General features: G+C 65.2%; 9 protein-coding genes. 3 read left to right on the forward strand and 6 right to left on the reverse strand.

Annotated features, from left to right (window positions below; genetic code table 11):
- Positions 1-118: 118 nt before the first annotated feature.
- Complete coding sequence (locus tag V7066_RS16415; RefSeq protein WP_334184057.1) at positions 119-2,902, reverse strand: TonB-dependent receptor; 2,784 nt, start codon at positions 2,900-2,902, stop codon at positions 119-121.
- A 251-nt stretch (positions 2,903-3,153) separates the two neighbouring features.
- Between V7066_RS16415 and V7066_RS16420 the strand changes: the two genes are divergently transcribed.
- From V7066_RS16420 to V7066_RS16430, 3 genes are all read left to right on the forward strand, one after another.
- Positions 3,154-4,239: a LacI family DNA-binding transcriptional regulator gene (locus tag V7066_RS16420; protein ID WP_334184058.1), complete on the forward strand. Its 1,086-nt coding sequence runs from the start codon at positions 3,154-3,156 to the stop codon at positions 4,237-4,239.
- A gap of 112 nt (positions 4,240-4,351) precedes the next feature.
- Positions 4,352-5,848, forward strand: coding sequence for an MFS transporter (locus V7066_RS16425; protein ID WP_334184059.1), 1,497 nt, complete (start codon positions 4,352-4,354; stop codon positions 5,846-5,848).
- A 499-nt stretch (positions 5,849-6,347) separates the two neighbouring features.
- A complete protein-coding gene (locus V7066_RS16430; RefSeq protein WP_334184060.1) occupies positions 6,348-6,995 on the forward strand; it encodes an NPP1 family protein in 648 nt (215 codons plus the stop codon).
- Positions 6,996-7,200: 205 nt separating this feature from the next.
- Here the strand turns inward: V7066_RS16430 and V7066_RS16435 are convergent, their stop codons facing one another.
- The 5 genes from V7066_RS16435 to V7066_RS16455 all read right to left on the reverse strand — a co-directional run bounded on the left by V7066_RS16435 (position 7,201) and on the right by V7066_RS16455 (position 17,869).
- A complete protein-coding gene (locus tag V7066_RS16435; protein WP_334184061.1) occupies positions 7,201-8,217 on the reverse strand; it encodes a FecR family protein in 1,017 nt (338 codons plus the stop codon).
- Positions 8,210-8,743 (reverse strand): RNA polymerase sigma factor, encoded by a 534-nt coding sequence (locus tag V7066_RS16440; RefSeq protein WP_334184062.1) that lies wholly within the window; start codon positions 8,741-8,743, stop codon positions 8,210-8,212. The genes V7066_RS16435 and V7066_RS16440 overlap by 8 nt, the downstream gene beginning before the upstream one ends.
- Before the next feature lie 127 nt (positions 8,744-8,870).
- On the reverse strand, positions 8,871-11,855 hold the full coding sequence (locus tag V7066_RS16445; RefSeq protein ID WP_334184063.1) for a TonB-dependent receptor: 2,985 nt from the start codon (positions 11,853-11,855) through the stop codon (positions 8,871-8,873).
- Positions 11,856-11,979: 124 nt separating this feature from the next.
- Positions 11,980-14,712 (reverse strand): TonB-dependent receptor, encoded by a 2,733-nt coding sequence (locus V7066_RS16450; RefSeq protein ID WP_334184064.1) that lies wholly within the window; start codon positions 14,710-14,712, stop codon positions 11,980-11,982.
- A gap of 292 nt (positions 14,713-15,004) precedes the next feature.
- Complete coding sequence (locus V7066_RS16455; protein WP_334184065.1) at positions 15,005-17,869, reverse strand: M16 family metallopeptidase; 2,865 nt, start codon at positions 17,867-17,869, stop codon at positions 15,005-15,007.
- Positions 17,870-17,949 lie beyond the last annotated feature (80 nt).

The raw sequence follows: 17,949 nt of genomic DNA on the forward strand, positions 1-17,949 counted from the left end.
CCCGAAACCCGTTCGGGGGAAGCGGAACCGGGAAGGGAGGGAGAGGGACTTCCCGGTTCCGCCCATTGCGGTGGCGCCGGAGAGGAGGAGGTTCCCCGAGCGGCACCGATAATTGGCCTCAGAACTTGTACGTGAAGCCCGCCAGATACCTCGCGCCGTAGCGCTGGTAGTCGATGATCTGACGGCTATCGCCCGGATTGGTCGTCACGAAGGGCGCGTTGGTGAGGTTCTGGCCCTGAATGTAGAGCGACAGCCCTTCCAGCGCGCTGCCCGGCTGGAAATCGTAGCCGATCTGCGCATCGATGATCGTCTCGGGCTGGGCGCGGCGCCGCGTGCGGTTGGCCGCAAAGCCGGAGACTTCGCCGATGAAGCTCGAACGGTAGCGCACCGAACCGCGCACGTTGAAGCCCCCCTTCTCGAAGAAGGCGGTGCCGTTGGCCACCCACTTCGAATAGCCCGGCAGCGCGGAAGCGGCCTCTCCCGGCGTCGGATGGATCTTCGATTGCGTATAGGCCACCGAGCCGGTCACGCCGAAGCCGGAAAGCACCGAGGTGAAGGCGTCGAAGGGAACGGTCCCGGCCACTTCCACGCCGTAGAGCTTGCCGCCCTGGCCGTTGACCGGCACGTTGATCACCGCGATCGGCGAGATCGTGTAGCCGCTGCCCGGATTGGGCAGGGCCAGCGTCGAACTGTCGATCACCACGTCCTGATTGTAGATGTAGCTCTTCAGTTCCTTCCAGAAGAACTGCGCGGCGATATAGCCCTTGCCGGCGAAGTACTTCTCAAACGTGAGGTCCAGCGCATTGGCGCGCCACGGACGCAGATCCGGGTTGCCCGAGGTTCCCGTCACCACGGCGACGCCGTTGGTGAAGGTATAGCCATATTCGAGCGAGGCGCGCATGTCGTCGAGGCGCGGGCGGATGATCTCGCGCGCGGCGGCGAAGCGGACGACGAAGTCGCTGGGGAAGCGCAGCGAGAGATTGAGGCTGGGCAGCACGTCGATATAGTCGGTGCTCGACTTGCGGGTGGCGTAGAGGTAGCTCGGCGAGCCGTTGGGGTTGAGGATCTGCTCCCCCGTCACCGGGTCGAGGTTGGGCGCGGCGCTGCCGCCGCTGGAGTTCTGGTCGGTCCAGATCGCCTGGACGCCCAGGTTGCCGGTCAGTTCGGCGGCGCCGATCTGCGACTTGATATTGGCCTGGACATAGCCGGTCATCAGCTTTTCGCGGATCGCATAGCCCTTGGAAACGACGTCTCCGGTCGGGTTGGGCACCAGATTGTAGATGCCGTCGCGGATCAGCGCGAGCGGGTTGTAGCTGATGACATTGCCGAGGCCGAGATACTTGAGGTCGGTCGTGCCGAGCTGGTACTGTTCGGGAACCGCCACGCTCACCGTGCCGTCGGTATTGGCGGCAAGGCCCAGGAAGTATTCCTCGGGCGTCAGCGTCTTGGCGTGATTGGTGTAGTTCATCCCCGCCTGAATCGAGCTGAGGAAGGAGGATTCGAACTCCTTCTTCACTTCGGTGCGGAACTGCCAGAGTTCGTCCTTGATCTTGCGGTCGTTGTAGTAGCCGTCCTGCCCGCCGTAGATTGCGGTGCCGTCGGTGCCGATCTGGGTGCCGCCCCAGCCTTGCGGGCTGGTCAGCAGGATCTGGTTCCAGTCGCCGTAGTCGATGCCGTGGGTGAAGGTGGTGCCCTTGGCGGCGCTGGTGAAGCCGATCGTGTCGGTGGCGCCCGCGCCCAGGCGGCCGGTGCCGGAGTAGCTTTCGACGGTCAGTTCGTTGCGGTCGGTCTTCGAATAGCTGGCATCGAACATCGCGGTCCAGCCGTCGTCGCCCTTCCACTCGTTGTTCCAGCCGAAGGAGTAGAGCTTGGCGTGGCGCTGGAACACGTCGTTGCGCAGCACGCCCTTGACGTCGGAGAAGCTGCCCGTGGTGATGAGGCCGTCCTCGACGGTATAGCCCGGATTGAGCACGGCGGAGGACCAGTAGAGCGGCAGTTCGATGCCGCGCTTGATCTGGTCGTCCTTGAAGTCCGAATAGAAGGCGTCGATCGTCGAGGTGAAGTTCGGGGTCGGGCGCCACTGCAAGGTGCCGTTGAGACCGAGACGCTTGAGCTTGCTCGAGGTGTTGTACGACTTCGAGCCACCGATCACCTGGTTGCCGTCCGCCGCATCGGCATAGCCCCAGGAATTGAACTCCTGCACCTGGTAAGGTTCGTCGTTGTAGCTGGCGCCCAGGGCCACGCCGATGGTGTCGTTCGCGAACTGGTCCACGTACATGCCGTTGACGCGGAAGCCCTTGTCGTCCGACCCCTTGTTGAGCTTGCCGAGATCGGCATAGACGCCGCGCGCGCCCACGGTGACGATGCGCTTGCCGGTGTCGAGCGGACGGATCGTGCGCATGTCCACCGTGCCCGACAGGCCCTGGCCGACCAGGCTGGCCATCGGCGTCTTGTAGACGTTGACCGCGTTGATGACCTCGGAGGGGTACTGGTCGTACTCCACCGCGCGGTTGTCGCCGGTCGAGGTCTGCTCGCGGCCGTTCAGCAGCGTGGTCGAGAAGTCCGGCGCAAAACCGCGGATCGAGATCGCATTGGAGCGGCCGTTGACGCGCTGCGAGGTCAGGCCCGGCAGGCGGGCGATGGATTCGGCGATCGAGGCATCGGGCAGCTTGCCGATGTCTTCGGCCGAAACCGATTCGACGATCACTTCGGCGCGCTTCTTCTTGTTGACCGCCGATTCCAGGCTGGCGCGGAAGCCGGTGACGATGATCGCCTGATCCTGCCTGGGATCCTCCGCCGGCGCCGCGTCCTGCGCGAAGACGCAAGTGGGCGCAGCGGCGAGAGCCGCGGCAAGCGCCAGCGAAGACGAATTCCGGCGCGAAAACTGCTTATGAAGCGACATCCTGTCCTCCTCCTCAAGTGGCCGTCCGCTTCCCTCGCTGTCTCGGGAGGCGGCCGTGGAAGGCCCGGCGTTTTTGCGCCGCGACTCTTTCCGTTCCCCCTCGCTTAGGGCGGGACAGAGCAATGCATAATATGGCATACGTATACGCAAGTGCCGTGAGGCCACGTTGCGTTGCGCGAATGCAACGCTGCGGACATGGGCCGAGCGAAGCGAAAACAGGGCTTTAGCGGAAAGAGCCGGAAAGCGAGAGGATGGGACGCAGACCAGGCAACAGGCCGACCAGTTTCGATATCGCCTATCGGGCGGGCGTGTCGCAGCCCACGGTCAGCCGGGCGCTGAGGGGTAGCAAGGCGGTGAGTGCGGCGACGCGCGCCCGCATCGAAGCCATCGCGCGGGAACTGAACTACTCGGTCGACAAGAACGCCTCGTCGCTGCGCTCGCAGCGGTCGAACACGATCGCGTTGCTGTTCTTCGAGGAGCAGACGCCGGACGATTCGAAGATCAACCCGTTCTTTCTCGCAATGCTGGGATCGATCACCCGGCAATGCGCGAATCGCGGGCTGGACCTGCTCATCTCGTTCCAGAAGATGGAGGACGACTGGCACGTCCGCTATCAGGACAGCCACCGCGCCGACGGGCTGATCCTGCTGGGTTACGGCGACTACACGCTCTACGAGAGCCGCCTCGAACAGCTTGTCGGCCAGGGCACCCATTTCGTGCGCTGGGGCTCCGTGGGCGAACAGAACATCGGCGCCACCGTGGGCTCGGACAATTTCGGCGCGGGCAAGCTGGCCGGCGAGCACCTGATCGGCCTCGGCCGCAAACGCATTGCCTTCCTCGGGCAGGCGGACGAGCACTACCCGGAATTCGCCGACCGCTATCGGGGCCTGTGCACCGCGATGGCCGAGGCCGGCCTCGCCTGCGACCCCGCGCTCCAGCGCGACGCGATCAGCCATGAGGAACTCGGCCACCGTGCCATGCAGGACATTCTGGACAGCGGCACCGCGTTCGACGCAGTGTTCGCCGCCAGCGACCTCATCGCGATCGGCGCGATGCACGCGCTCGCCGCTGCCGGACGCACGATTCCGGGAGATGTCGCGGTGATGGGTTTCGACGATCTGCCCGCCGCCAGCATGACCAATCCGCCGCTGACGACAGTGATGCAGGACCTCAAGGGCGCAGGCGAGCGGCTCGTCGAAACACTCGTCGCGCAGATCGAGGACGGTCCCCGGCCCGCCCCTACGCTCGCATCGCGGCTGATCGCGCGGGCGAGCACGCTGGGTACAGCCAGGGACGCTCCCAAGCGGGGTGCGCAATCGGATCGGAAACCGCTCTAGGCATTCGTATGCATCTTGCCGTGGACGGACCGCCGTGCAAGGCCCGAGGCCGTGCAACCGACGGGCCGGGAAGGCCTGCGCAGCTCAGGGAAAGGGCGTGATGGAAGACGCGATGAGGCTTGAAAAGCCCCGGCAAGGCTGGACCGGACTATGGAACATCAGCTTCGGCTTCTTCGGCATCCAGATCGGCTTCGCGCTCCAGAACGCCAACATGAGCCGCGTCTTCCAGTCGCTCGGCTCCTCGATCGAAGACTTGCCCGCCCTGTGGATCGCCGCCCCGCTGACCGGACTTCTGGTGCAGCCGGTGGTGGGCCATCTGTCCGACCGGACATGGCTGGGCCGGCTCGGCCGCCGACGCCCCTATTTCCTGGGCGGTGCAGTGCTGGCGACGCTGGCGCTGCTGGTCATGCCGGAAAGCACCGGCCTGCTCATGGCGGCAATGCTGCTGTGGATGCTGGACGCCAGCCTGAACATCTCGATGGAGCCGTTCCGCGCCTTCGTGGGCGACATGCTGCGCAAGGATCAGCACACTGCCGGCTATGCGGTGCAGACCGCCTTCATCGGCGCGGGCGCAGTGGTGGGATCGCTGTTTCCCTACGTCCTCGACCATCTGGGCATCAGCAACCTGGCCGGGCCGGGCGGCATCCCGGACACCGTGCGCTTCAGCTTCCGCGCCGGGGCGCTGGCGCTGTTCGTCGCCGTGCTCTGGACGGTGCTGACGACCCGCGAATACTCGCCCGAGGAACAAGCCGCCTTCGCCGACGGCGATGACGACCACACGGCGACGACCGCCGCCGCGCTGGCCCGGCGCAATCCGCTCGGCGGGCTTGCCTGGATCGCCGCCGGTGCAGTGGTCGCGCTGGCGGTGTGGCAGTGGGCGCTGGAGAAGGAAGTCTACCTGCTTGCCGGCCTGCTTGTCGGCTACGGCCTGGCAGTGATCGCGGCGATCCTTCTTGCCCGCTCAGGTCGCAGCGCCTCCATGCTCGCCGGAATCGTGGGCGATTTCGGCGGAATGCCGCCGATCATGAAGCGGCTGGCCTTCGTGCAGTTCTTCAGCTGGTCCGCGCTGTTCATCATGTGGATCAACACCACGCCGGTCGTCGCGCAGTACCACTTCGGCTCGGCGGACCCCGCCAGTACCGCCTATCAGGAAGCGGGCAACTGGGTAGGCGTGCTGTTCTCCGTCTACAACGGCGTTGCCGCGATCGCCGCGCTGGCCCTGCTGCCCCGGCTGGCCCGCCGCCTCGGCAAGGCCCGCACCCACGCGCTTTGCCTGACACTGGGCGCACTGGGTTTTGCCGGGTTCTTCATGCTGCGCGACCCCCAGGCGCTGATCTTGCCGGAAATCGGCATCGGCATAGCCTGGGCCTCCATCCTGGCCATGCCCTACGCCATCCTGGCGAGCAGCCTGCCGCAAGCGAAGCTCGGTATCTACATGGGTCTTTTCAACGTCTTCGTGGTGCTGCCGCAGCTGCTCGTGGCAACCGTCCTGGGGTCCGTGATGAAGCACTTCTTCCCGCAGGCCCCGATCTGGACGATGGCCTTCGCTGCCGGAACCCTGCTGGTGGCGGCTTGCGCCGCCTTGCGGATCTCCACACCCGCCGATTGAGCGGCCGAACGCACTGCTGGGCGCTCCAGGGTAGTGAATGTCGAACCACTTCGCCGGGCGCCAGGTGGCTTCCGGTTCGGTGCCGTGGCCGACTGCCCGAGGTTGACGGTGCTCTTGCCTTCGACCTGGCCGCTGGCTTTGATCCGTTCGCCCGGTCAGTTGCCCTAAAGCGCCGTTAAATGACTTAAAAGCTTCATAAAATTCCCTGTCCCCGGTTTGCCTGCCCGATCTTCTCCCCTCTCGGGAGACCTGCTGCAATCTGCACGACGGAGATCTGGGATGCTCGTTATCGCCATCGCTCAATCTTCGCAGACAGCCTGCGCATGGTCCCTGCCTCCGTCGTGCATCGCGTTCTCCTGCCTTTGCAGAATGACGCCGATGACACGCCGGATTCGTGACTTTTGCGGATAGCCTTTGAAGGAGCAATGCGATGCGTTCTGTTTCTCGCCTGCACAAACTCGTTGGATGGCATAAGCTCGTTGGATGGATAGTCCCGGCAATGGCCGTATTCATCGCCGGACCGGCCGCTGCCGCGGTCATAGGGCACGATCAGGTTCAACCGATCCCCGCCGCAGCCGAAAGCTACATGTCCAAATTCCAACCCGTGTTGAAGGTGGAGGACGGCTGCGTTCCGTTCCCCGCCGTCGACGCCAGCGGCAATACCAACGGCGGCCTTTCGCCTACCGGCTCACGGAACGGCGGATGTTCTTCCAGCGTCGGGCAGGTCTATGTCCGCGCCCAGAGCCATTATGGCCTCTGCGCGGTCATGTATGCCTGGTATTTCCCCAAGGACCAGGTCCTGGACGGTCATCGACACGATTGGGAAAGTGCGGTCGTCTGGCTTTCGAGCTGTGAGGATTCCGCCAGCGTCGTTGCGGTTTCGTACTCGGCGCATTCGGGTTACGACAAATCGACCTCGCCGCCGCTCGATGGCAGCCACCCGAAGGTCCGCTATTACACCAACGGCATCACCAACCATCAACTTGGCTCGACCACGTCGCAGGGCGGACAACAACCCCTGATCCAGTGGGAAAAAATGCCCGCGGCCGCGCGCGACGCCCTGACGAACACCAGCTTCGGCGATGGCAACGTCCCGATGAAGGATGCCAATTTCGCCAACAACATCGTCAAGGCCGATTTCCGTTAGAGCATTTTCCAATCGGGTGGGATCACCTGATGACTCGGAAAATTCGGCAAACCAGTAGTTTAGAGCGGTTGATCCGGCACAACCGGATCAACCGCTCCAAGGCCATTTGACGGGTTTCGTTTCTACTCGGCCCGCTGCGCTTTCGAAGTGCGGCGGGCAACCCTCGCGAGGGGGGGTAAAGACGTCGCCGGACCGTCGCTTCGCCTCAGGCGGCGGCAAGGTAGATCCCGTCCGCCTGTTCCTTGACGTGCAGGCCGAACAGGGCACCGATCAGCGCCAGCGACTGCTCGGGTCGGTTGAGCCGGAAGCGACCGCTGAAGGTCAGACCCGCCAGCCTGGGATCGGCAATGCGCAGCGGCACGGCGCTGTAGCGGGCGAGGCGCTGTACGGCGAAGCCCAGCGGCATGGCATCGGCATCCAGCCAGTCGCTTTGCCAGTCGGAATGACTGGCGGGGTCGAATGCTCCGGTCGAGACCGCGCGGCCGCCGACCAGTGCCCAGTGATCGGCCGGGACCACTCTGGCTTGCTGCCCCGCCACATCCAGGCGGACGCGGCCGGCAAAAACGCGCAGTTCGCTCGCCTCGGCCAGATGATCGACGCTGAAGCTGGTGCCGAGCGCGACCATGGCGGCGTGCTGCGTGCGCACTTCGAAGGGCCGCTGGGGATCGTGGCGCACATCGAAACGCGCGGCGCCCTGCTCCAGCCGCACATGGCGGCGACCTGCGGAGAAATCGACGGCCACGCGGGAGGCGGCATCGAGCAGCAGGGCCGATCCGTCGGGCAGCGTGAACCGCCGCCGCTCCCCCACGCCGCTGGCCAGAGGCAGCGGCGTGGCCGGGTCGGCTGCATGTTCGCGCGTCAGCCAATAGCCCGCGAAAGGCAGGGCAAGGGCACCGGCCAGACCGGCGGCAATCGCCTGTCGGCGGGCAAGCATGGGCCTGGGGCGATCGGCGGTGCGGGCGGGTCGGCTCGTCCGGGCACGCAAATCCGGCAGGGGGGCAAGGGCCTGCGGCGCCTTGTCGTCGCCCCCCAGGGCATCAAGCATCGCGGTATCCGCCATCAACCGCCGCATCCGCGCGAAAGCGGCGGCGTTCTCCGGCGAACCCTCCAGCCAGACGGCCAGTTCGCGGCGTTCCTCGGCGGTCAGTTCGGCAAAGCGGTCGGCCCAGTCCGCCGCACGTTCAAGGGGGGAGGCCAGAGGGGAAATCTGTCGGTCATCCATGGTTTGCTTGTCCCTCTCCGGCGGGTTCGAGATCGCCCTCCAGCGTCTGCGCCAGATCGGCCATGGCGCGCACGAGATGCTTCTTCACCGCCTCCAGGCTCAGGCCGAGTTCGGCGGCAATCTCCTGCCGGGATTTTCCGTCGACATGACGCAGCCGGAACACGGTGCGGCGCATCGGCGTGAGACGGGCCAGGGCGGCTTCGAAACGGGCGAAGCGTTCGCGATAATCCAGCACTTCGTCCGCCAGCGGCATATCGCATACGAGTTCGAGTGGATCGAGTTCGCAGCCGATCCCCCCTGCCCTGCCGCTCTTGCGGACATCGGCGATGATGACCGAATCGGCCACGCGGAAAGCATAGGCCAGCGGGTGCTCGATCGCTTGCCGCCGCTCCTGCTCCATCACCCGGGCAAGGGTTTCCTGCACCACGTCCTCCACACCCTCGGGATCGCGCATGCGCTTGCGCACATAGCTCTTCAGTCGGCCCATCCCGGCCAGCAGCGGGCTGGTGGCATTGTTCATGAACATGCGCGGCATCTCGATGCAGGGGCCGATCGGGAGGCGCGTGGCCCGAACGAACCGGCGCGCCTGAACGGTAGAGGCGCCGAAGCGCCAAGCGGGGACAGGTCGAATGATGAAAGGGTCCGCGCCATCGTCAGAACGCGCAACGCATACCGAGCGAGAAGATCCGGCCGGACCGGGTTCGGGCCAGCAGGCGCCGGGCTTCGCGGTCGGTGTACTGGGTGATGGGCGCGTCGGTCAGGTTGCGCGCCTCGAACATCGCCTGGAGATTGCCGCTCAGCCGGACGTGGGCTGCGAAGTCGAGCGTCATGCCGCCCTTGATCCATTCGCCGATGTTTCCGTTGTTGCCGATGTCGATGCGATAGGTGCCGCGCCAGGCCGCCGCCACGCGTGCGTCCCATCCGCGCCCGGTGTAGTAGAGCGTGGCATTGCCCGACCAGCGCGAAAGGTCGATCAGCGGCAGTTCGATCGCCGTGCCGTCATAGATCACATCGCTGCGGCCCGAGGCGAACGTCACGTTGGCTTGCAGGCCCAATCGGTCGAACGGGCTGGGCAGGAAGCGCAAGTCGCGCTGGGCGGCGGCTTCGACACCCAGGATCGATGCACCCCGGCCGTTCAGCGGGCGCACCACGTTGTAGAGCACCGAACCGTCCAGACCGTCGTAGAGGAAGGCCAGCGGCAACCCGGTGTCGCGATAGGCCATCATGGTGGTTTCGGACGTGATGAACGATTCCATCCGCTTGTAGAACAGCCCGAGCGAGACATAGCCGTCATGGCCCATGTAGCGCTCCAGCGAGAGGTCCAGCGCCGTGACGGCGAAAGGCTTCAGCGCGGGATTGCCGGTTTCGACGGTGCCGCCGAACGGGGTGGAGTTGACCGAAGCCGCGGCGCGCAAGTCGGCGACGTCGGGCTGGTTGAGATTGCGTCCGGCGGCCAGCCGCAGGCGCAAGTCGCGGGCCAGGTCCATCCGCGCCTGGAACGAGGGCAGCCAGGCCGAATGGCGGCTGCGCTGCACCACGGCGACCAGCGTGCTGTCATCGCTCGCCTCGCCCGAGGATGTCGTGACCATCCGCAGATATTGCAGGCCGAATTCCGCCTCCACGGGGATCGTCCCCAGCACGAAATCGAACTGGCCCAGCGCGAAGGCGGCATAGCCGTTTTCGCGCACGCGATAGGCGGTGCCGGGCAGGTCCGCCGCGGCGGTCAGGTCGCGCGACTGGCCGAGCGCGGCGAAAGTGGCGTCCAGATCGGCGACGACGTAGCGGGCGAGCGAGCGGGCGTCGATCCGCGTGGTGACGGCCCGATCTGCCCCGGTCGATCCCGCCGCGTCGCGGTAATCCGTGGTGATGCGCCGTTCGTAGCCGTCGTTGCCGAAGAAGCGATAGCTCGCGCCCACCCGCAGTTCCGCGTGAGCCCCGAACCGCCGCACCAGTTCGATCCGGGCGCCGGCGTTCTCGTTGACGACGGCATCCTCGCGCACGTCCGCGCGCATGAGGTTCCAGTTGGCGGCATCGGCAATGTCGAAGCCATAGGCGTTGCGGGTGCGCGCACCGGTGGCGACGTAGGCGAAATCCTGCCCGCCGGATTCCAGGAAGACCTTGTCGGACACCGGCTCCTCGAAGTCGGACCGGGCATAGCCCGCGCGGACCTCGATCCTGGTGGAAGCGCCGAGCGGTCGCTGCACGAAAAGCGCGACCTGATCGAAATCGGTGTGGTCCTCGGTCGTCTTGCGCTCCGTGCGCATGTCGATGCCGCCCAAGTCCGCTGCGACCATCGTGTCGCCGACGATCTTCGCGGACCTGAGAACTTGCGTGCCGCCGACGGTTCCGGTCGTCAGGCCGTTGGTGCCCGCCGCCGCCAGCGAATATTCGCCGCGATGATTGGAAAGGCGCGCGTGGATCAGGTCGAGCGCGACGTGCAAACCGTCCTCGCCCTCATGCTCCAGCGAGCCGACAAGGTTCAGCCGGTCGAAGCGGTTCGTCCAGGTCGAGTACGTCTGCCCGCGCGACATGTAGACGGGATCGCCGTGGCCGGTCAGCCGCGCCCGGTCGGCAGCGGCGACGCCGGGGCCGATATTGGCTTCTCCGAAAGTCACCGGCACCCAGTCCCAGTTCCGATAGCCGTATTCGGTCACTTCGTTGCGGCTGTAGGATAGCGCGAAAAGCGCGCCCCAACTGCCGCCCCGGCGCGAGACTTCGGCGGTGACTTGCGGGGTGACGGCGCCGCCGTTGCCGGAGGTGCGGCCCTTCACCGAAAGCAAGGTCACATCGTCCGGCCGGTCGAACGGGCGCAGCGTTTGCAGTGCGACAGTGCCGCCGATGCCGCCGGCGTCGAGGTCGGCAGACCATGTCTTGCGCACGTCCACGCCGGAAAACAGCCCGGCATCGAACACCGAATAGTCGAAGCGGCGCTGGCGGCTGACGGAACCGCGATTGTCCATGCCCGAAGCGGTCGTCGCCAGCGCCTCGATTCCGTTGAGCGTGGTGCGGGTGAACAGGGGACCCAACCCGCGCAGCGAGATCTGCCGCCCTTCGCCGTTGTCGCGACTGATGGCGATGCCCGGCAGGCGCTGCAAGGCATCGGCCGCGTTGTGATCGGGAAAGGCGGCGATGTCTTCGGCGCGCGTGACTTCCAGGATCGATCGGGATGCGCGCTTGACGGCGACGGCCTGCCGCAGGCTTTCGCGATAACCGGTAACGACGATCGGCTCGGGGGGCGGAGCCGGTTCCGATGTCGGCAAGTCGCGGTCGTTCGGCTCCGGTGCCTGCACGGGCCGGACCGGAGCGGGCGTGACCAGATAGCCGCCCGGCATCTGCCGAACCGTGACGGGAAGGCCCTGCGTCACTTGCCGAATCGCCTCCCCCACCTCGAAGCGGCCGCGCACGGGATGCGCGACGCGCAAGTCGGCGGGCACGGACGTGACGACCTGCGTTCCGGAGCGGCGCGAAATCTCGGCAAGCGCATCGGTCAGGCGGATGGCGGCGATATGCAGCGAGATACGGGCTTCGCGCGGCTTGCCGTCATGCGCCTGCGCCGCTGCGGGCAAGGCAGCGGTAAACAGGAAGCCGGACAAGGCGAGACGGGCCGAAAGCAGGCCGACTGACTGGAGCGAAGACACGGGGATGCGCCCTTTCGGGGGCGCGGCTAACAGCGCTGCATGACATTGATGTGACCTGCCGGAACGGCGGGATAAAATCGTCTGAAGGGCGGGTATTGCGCCCGCCCTTCAGACGCGGATACGATCAGAACTCGAAGCGGACGCCGCCCATGACCGTCGTGCCCGAACGGGTATTGACGTAGAGCCGCTTGGTGCTGTCCGAATACTGCTTTTCGTGCTGGTTTGTCAGGTTGATGGCGTCGAGCGTCAGTTGCACGCCCTCCATCACCTTGTAGTGCGCGGACATGTCGACATAGACCGTCGCCGCATAGCCCGAGAGGTCCTGGTCGAGACCGAGCGAGGTGGAAATCGGCGCCGCGCTGTAGACGTAGCTGCTGCGGTAGTTGGCCGAACCGCGAATGTCGAACTTCGCGTCCTGGTAATAGAGCGTGATGTTGCCGTTGTACTTGCTGAGACCCTCCAGCGTCGTATTGGCACCGCCCGCATACATTGCCGAATAATCGTACTTCGAATTGACGTAGGTGAAGTTCACCGCCGTACCGAAGCGGTCGAAGGGGGCGGGCAGGAACGTGAAGTCGGTCTGCGCAGCGAGTTCCAGGCCCCAGAGGTCGGTCTTGCCCAGGTTCACCGGACGCGAGAACGTGGTGACATTGGTGCTGCCGGTCACGCCCGTGACGAGGGCGGTCGAAAGCCCGGTCTCGCTGTAGGGCACGTCGTTGACGGTCTGGGTGGTGATGAAGCCGTTCAGGGTCTTGTAGAACAGGGCCGCGCTGACCGATCCGACTTTGCCGAAGTAGTATTCGACCGAGAGGTCGAGATCGGTGGACTTGTAGGGTTTCAGTGCCGGGTTTCCGACGGAGACCGAAAGCTCGTTGTTGTCACCTACCGTGACGGTGCCGTTGACCGCCAGCGAACCGAGCGCCGGACGGTTGATGTTGCGCGCCGCCGAAGCACGCACGACAAGATCCTTCGCCGGATCGAAGATCAGGTTCACCGCCGGCAGGAAGCCCTGGTAGCTGGACGAGACCGCGATCGGCGCATCGGTGCCGCCCACGGTGCCGACACCGGCCGAAAGGATGTCGGTGTGGTAGTAGCGTCCGCCGATGTTGCCACGGAACGGCAGGCTGCCGAGCTGGTGATTCCAGTCGTACTGGACGTAGCCGGCGGCGGTGCGTTCCTCGACCGCGAAGACGCTGTTCTCGCTCGTCAGGTATTTGCTGCGGTCGATCCCGAGAGCGGACAATGCCTTGTCGTAGTCGACGATCACCCAGTCCTGGCCCTTGTAGCCGGTATAGACCTTGGAATAGTCGCTGATGTCGGCGCTGACGGTTCCGTTCTTGAAAGCCGTCAGGAGGGCATCGTTGTAGGTGCGCTTGAAGCCGGAGTTCTTGAACCGGCGCCACTCGCCGCCGACCGAAATCTTGTCGTCAGGCGTGATTTCGTAAGCCAGACTGCCCTTGACGTTATCGAAGGCGGAGTCCTGGAAGCTCTGGTTCATGTCGATTTCATGCGCGTGGTAGTTCGACGCATCGCCGGTGTCCCAGCCGTAGGTATTGACGAGCCCGTAACTGCCGCCGCGATAGTCCGAGATCACGTTGCCATAGGCCTCGGTGTAGAACTGGTCGCTCAGCGGCATGTCATAGCTGGAACGCTCGATACCGCCGAGGAACGTCGCCTTGAGGCCCGGCACGATCTCGGCATCGCCGCTGAAAGTGAGCTGCTTAAAGGTGTTGCTGGCCTTCTGGATACGCGTTTCGGTCGCCGTCTGGCCGCCGGTGACGTCGAGGTAGGTCACCTCGTTCTGGTCGTTCCACTCGATCGCGTTGATCTTGGAGTTGGGATAGGTCACGCCGGCAAAAGTCTGGCCGCCGCCCAGCCAGGTCGAGCCGCCGCCGCCGCGCGAGGCAAGGTGAGTCTCGAAACGATCGGCCTTGTACTTGCCGTAGAGGCCGTCCAGCGTGAGATGGACGGTATCGGCCGGGTTCCACTGCGCCGAAGCCGTCACGCCAAGGCGGTCCTGCGTGCTGTCCCAGACGGACTGGCGATTGCCGCGCGCGAAACGTAGTTCGCCGGAGTTGATCTTGTCCTGCTCCTCCTGCGTCAGCGCGGAAATATCCGAGCCGTTAGCCTTGTTCCGGCGCCAGCGATACGTATCGACGCCGGTCTCGCGGGTCTGGCGATGGCTGTAGGCGGCCGAGACGAGAATGCCGAAATCGCCCCAGTTCTTGGAAACGAGGCCGGTCAGGCGCGGCTGGAAATCCTTGGTCAGGGTATTGGTGCCGCCCGAAGCGGAGAAGGCGAGCTTGGTGCCCGTATAGTCGAACGGACGCGCCGTGAAGAGGCCGACGGTACCGGCAAGGCCACCTTCGGTCTGGTCGGCCGAGAACGACTTGCGCACATCGACGCGGTTGAACAGTTCGGCGGCGAAGATGTTGAAGTCGAACGCGCGGTCGCGCGTGCCCTGGCCGCGGCTGTCCTGCGGGGAATCGACGTTGCCCAGCACTTCCATGCCGTTCAGCTGCACGCGCGTGAAGTCCGGCCCCAGGCCGCGCAGGCTGACGCGGCGGCCTTCGCCCGCCTCACGGTTGATGGCCACGCCGGGCAGACGCTGCAACGCTTCGGCAAGGTTGAGATCGGGGAAGGCGGCGATGTCGTCTGCGACGATCGAGTCCTGGATGATCGTCGCATTGCGCTTCACATCGCGCGCGCCTTGCAGGCTGGCGCGGAAGCCGGTGACGACAATCGCTTCTCCGCCATCGGCCGGAGCCGCGGCGTCGGTTGCCTCCTCGGCCAGTGCGGGTTGCGCCGCGAAGGCCAGTGCCGTCGATACCAGCCAGAGGCTGCGCCTGTTCCACATTGTCATATCCCTCATCTTCATTTCGTCGAGAATTCCACGGCCCGGATCGGGTGCGCGAACGAGGGTGAAGAGAGGGATGAGACGATGGCGGGGACAAAAGAATTTTATGAAAGTTCAAAGACTAAATATGACATTTCCATGAAATTCAAGACGAGAAGACGAGAGCATGTACTGAAACCATCCAGTATTGTTTGAGCGGACCAGTCCATTACCGAATCCGCCCTTTTTTCCGCCCGCAACCTTGGCCGCATTTTCCGATTGATCAGGCGAACCCACCTGATTGGAAAATGCTCTAAGGATCGCGTCGGGCGATCTTCCCGGCCACGGTTTTTGCTTCGTCTACGCTCTTGCCGATCGAGAGAACTTCCAGGCGGCCATCCGCACGAAGGTAGCGAACGGCGGTGTCCTTGAGATCGACAGCCGAAATCGAACGCAGACGATCGGTCGCGCCCTCGAACCGGGAAATGCGTTCCGGTTCCGACTGCGACCGCGCGACAAGGCTCATCCAGCTGCCATTGCTCTTGAGCGCATTGGCAAGCCGCTGAAGGACAGGTTCGCGTGCGCGCTGAAGGGTGTCGGCATCGACGGGACCGGCCCGCAAGTCGGCAACGACCTCCTCGATCGCGTTGCGGGTCGCCGGGATATCGACCGCATCGATCGATGCATTGACCTGGAAATAGCCATAGCCCTTCCAGACATGCGAGGTGAGACTGGCCGACCCCGGCGAATAGGCCTTGCCGAGCTTTTCGCGCAGCTGCTCGGTCAGCCGGATGTTCATGACCTCGTGAAGCAGTTCAAGCCTGGCCTCTTCGAGCGGATCGGCATCGTCGCGAGTGGGCCAGAGCATCCGCAGGATCGCCTGGTTCGCCGGTCCCTTGTGGCGGATGACGTGACTGGCAGCGGTTTTCGGAAACACGCGCGGCGCCTGTCCGTCATGCGTGCCGAAGGCCGCCTCGCGCTGGGGGAGCGCACCGAAAGTGCGGGCTACGAGGGCAATCGCGGCTTCTTCGTCGACATCGCCGACCAGGCCGATCTCGATTGCGCCGTGGGCAAGGCGATCGCCGATGTCGGCCTTGAGGCGGGTAAAGGAGAGGCTGCGATAGTCGTCGGGCGATCCCAGCGAGAAGCGCGGATCGCCGCCGCTGGTTATGCTGCCCAGCTCGGCCTGCATTGCCGATTTCGGGGTGGCACCGATCTGGGCGAAGCGGTTGTCGATCGACTGGCGATAGCGAACCTCGCCCTCGGGCCGATAGCCCGGATCGGTAATCAAGGCAGCCAGCAACTGCAATTGCAGCTCCAGGTCGCGCGGCGTGGTGACGCCCCCGGCATCGAAGGAATCGTCCCCGCTGCCCAGACCCATGCCGACGCTGCGTCCGGCCAGGATGGACCTCAATTCGTCGGCGCTGTGCCGACCGAGGCCGCCGCCCGCGAGGCTCGACACAAGCTGCGTCGTGCGGGGATTTTCCCGTGTGTTCAGACGATTGCCGCCGTCTAGCGCGAAGCTGAACCGGATGCGGCCTTTCTCCAGCCCGGTCCGGCGCAAGTTGACCATGACCCCGTTGGCGAAACGAACCTGACGGATGCCGAGATCCGACCGCTTGTCGCTGACGACCTGCCCCGGCGTACCGAACGTGGTGTAGGCGAAAGGCCGGGGCTTCGCTTCGCCGGTTCTGCCGATCTTCGACCGCTGCACCGAAGCCCATGCCGACCGCAGCGCGCCCTCACCGCCTTCCGGCGCCTTTCGCCCGGTAAAGCGGATCATCGGTCGGTCCAGAGGGACGGCCTCGCGAAGCATCGCCTGCAAGACATCCTCGGGCGTGATCCGGGGCGCCAGTTCCTCGATGCGCTCCAGCGCGGATTGCGGCGTGGAAGGTACGACGCGGTCGTCCACCAATCCCAGCGCCAGCTGCGCCAGCCCCTTGTTGCCGCGGGTCTCCGCCGAGGCGGCGGCATTCTGCGCCCCGGTCAGCAAGCGCGCGACCTGCTCCGCCACTTCGGCTTCGGTGAAACCATGTTCCAACGCGCGCCGGTATTCGAGACCGGCGGCGTTCATGCCCGCCTGCCATGCGCCGTCGACGGTGCTGATGCCAAGCGCCGTCGAGCGCGCCGTATCGAAAAGGTCGCCGGTTCCGAAGCTGGCGCTGCGGAAGGGAGGCTTGGTGCCGCTGGCCAGCCGGCTCAGGCGCCGGTTGACAATGGCATATCCCACGGCGCGCAGAATGGCCTGCTCGCGGTTTTCCAGGGTATCAGCCTCATCGATATAGGCACCGTTGCGCTGGATCGTGACCTTTTCGGACAAGGAGGGTGCCGTGTAGATGCGTACGCGGTCTGAATCGGCGGGATCGATCGGCCCCGCGTCGGGCTGTGCTTCGGCGCGGCGCGGCTGCCAATCGCCGAAGCGGCGCCGGATATCCGCCTCCACCGCATCGACATCGATATCGCCGACGACCACGAGCGTCGCATGGGCAGGCACATATTCGCGTTCATAGAAGGCACGAAGCGAGGCGGCGGTCGCGGCCTCAAGCGTCTCGGTCGTACCTATCGGCAAGCGCTGCGTGTAGAGCGCGCCGGGATAGAAGAAATCCATTCCATCCAGAGTGCTGCGGAATGCCGGAGAATCGCGGTCGCGCATCTCGGCGAGCACGACGCCGCGTTCGCGCGCCACAGCATCCTGCGCGATCGTGAGATTGCTCGCCGTCTCCCGCATCAGCATCAGGGCCGTGTCGAGCAGCGCGCGGTCCGCGCGCGGAAGGTCGAGCTTGTAGAGCGTGCGGCTGAAATTGGTCGAAGCATTGGTGTCCGACCCGAACGCCAGCCCTGCCCGCTCCAGCAAAGGCACCATCTGGCCTTCCGGAACATTGCGCGATCCATTGAAGGCCATGTGCTCGAGGAAGTGCGCAAACCCACGCTCGCCGGGCGCTTCATCAAGCGAGCCGACGTTCATGTCCATGCGGACCACCACCGTGCCGGCCGGCATGCCGTTGTGGCGCACCACATAGCGCATCCCATTGGCGAGGCGGCCGACACGGAAACCCGCGTCCATGGGAACATCACTGCTTTCGAACGCCCACGAGGTGTCGTCCGCGCGGTCGGGGGCACTCGCCGCGAGGGGGCTGGCGGCAAGAAGGAGAACGATGGGAACGAGCGAGGTCTTCATGGTCTGGCGCGGGGCTCCGTGGGAGAGGCTGCAAGCGGGGGACGAGGCAACGGTCATGGGTTCGTTGCCCGCCCATCGGT

This window comes from Novosphingobium sp. (assembly GCF_036820275.1).
Classification (GTDB): domain Bacteria; phylum Pseudomonadota; class Alphaproteobacteria; order Sphingomonadales; family Sphingomonadaceae; genus Novosphingobium.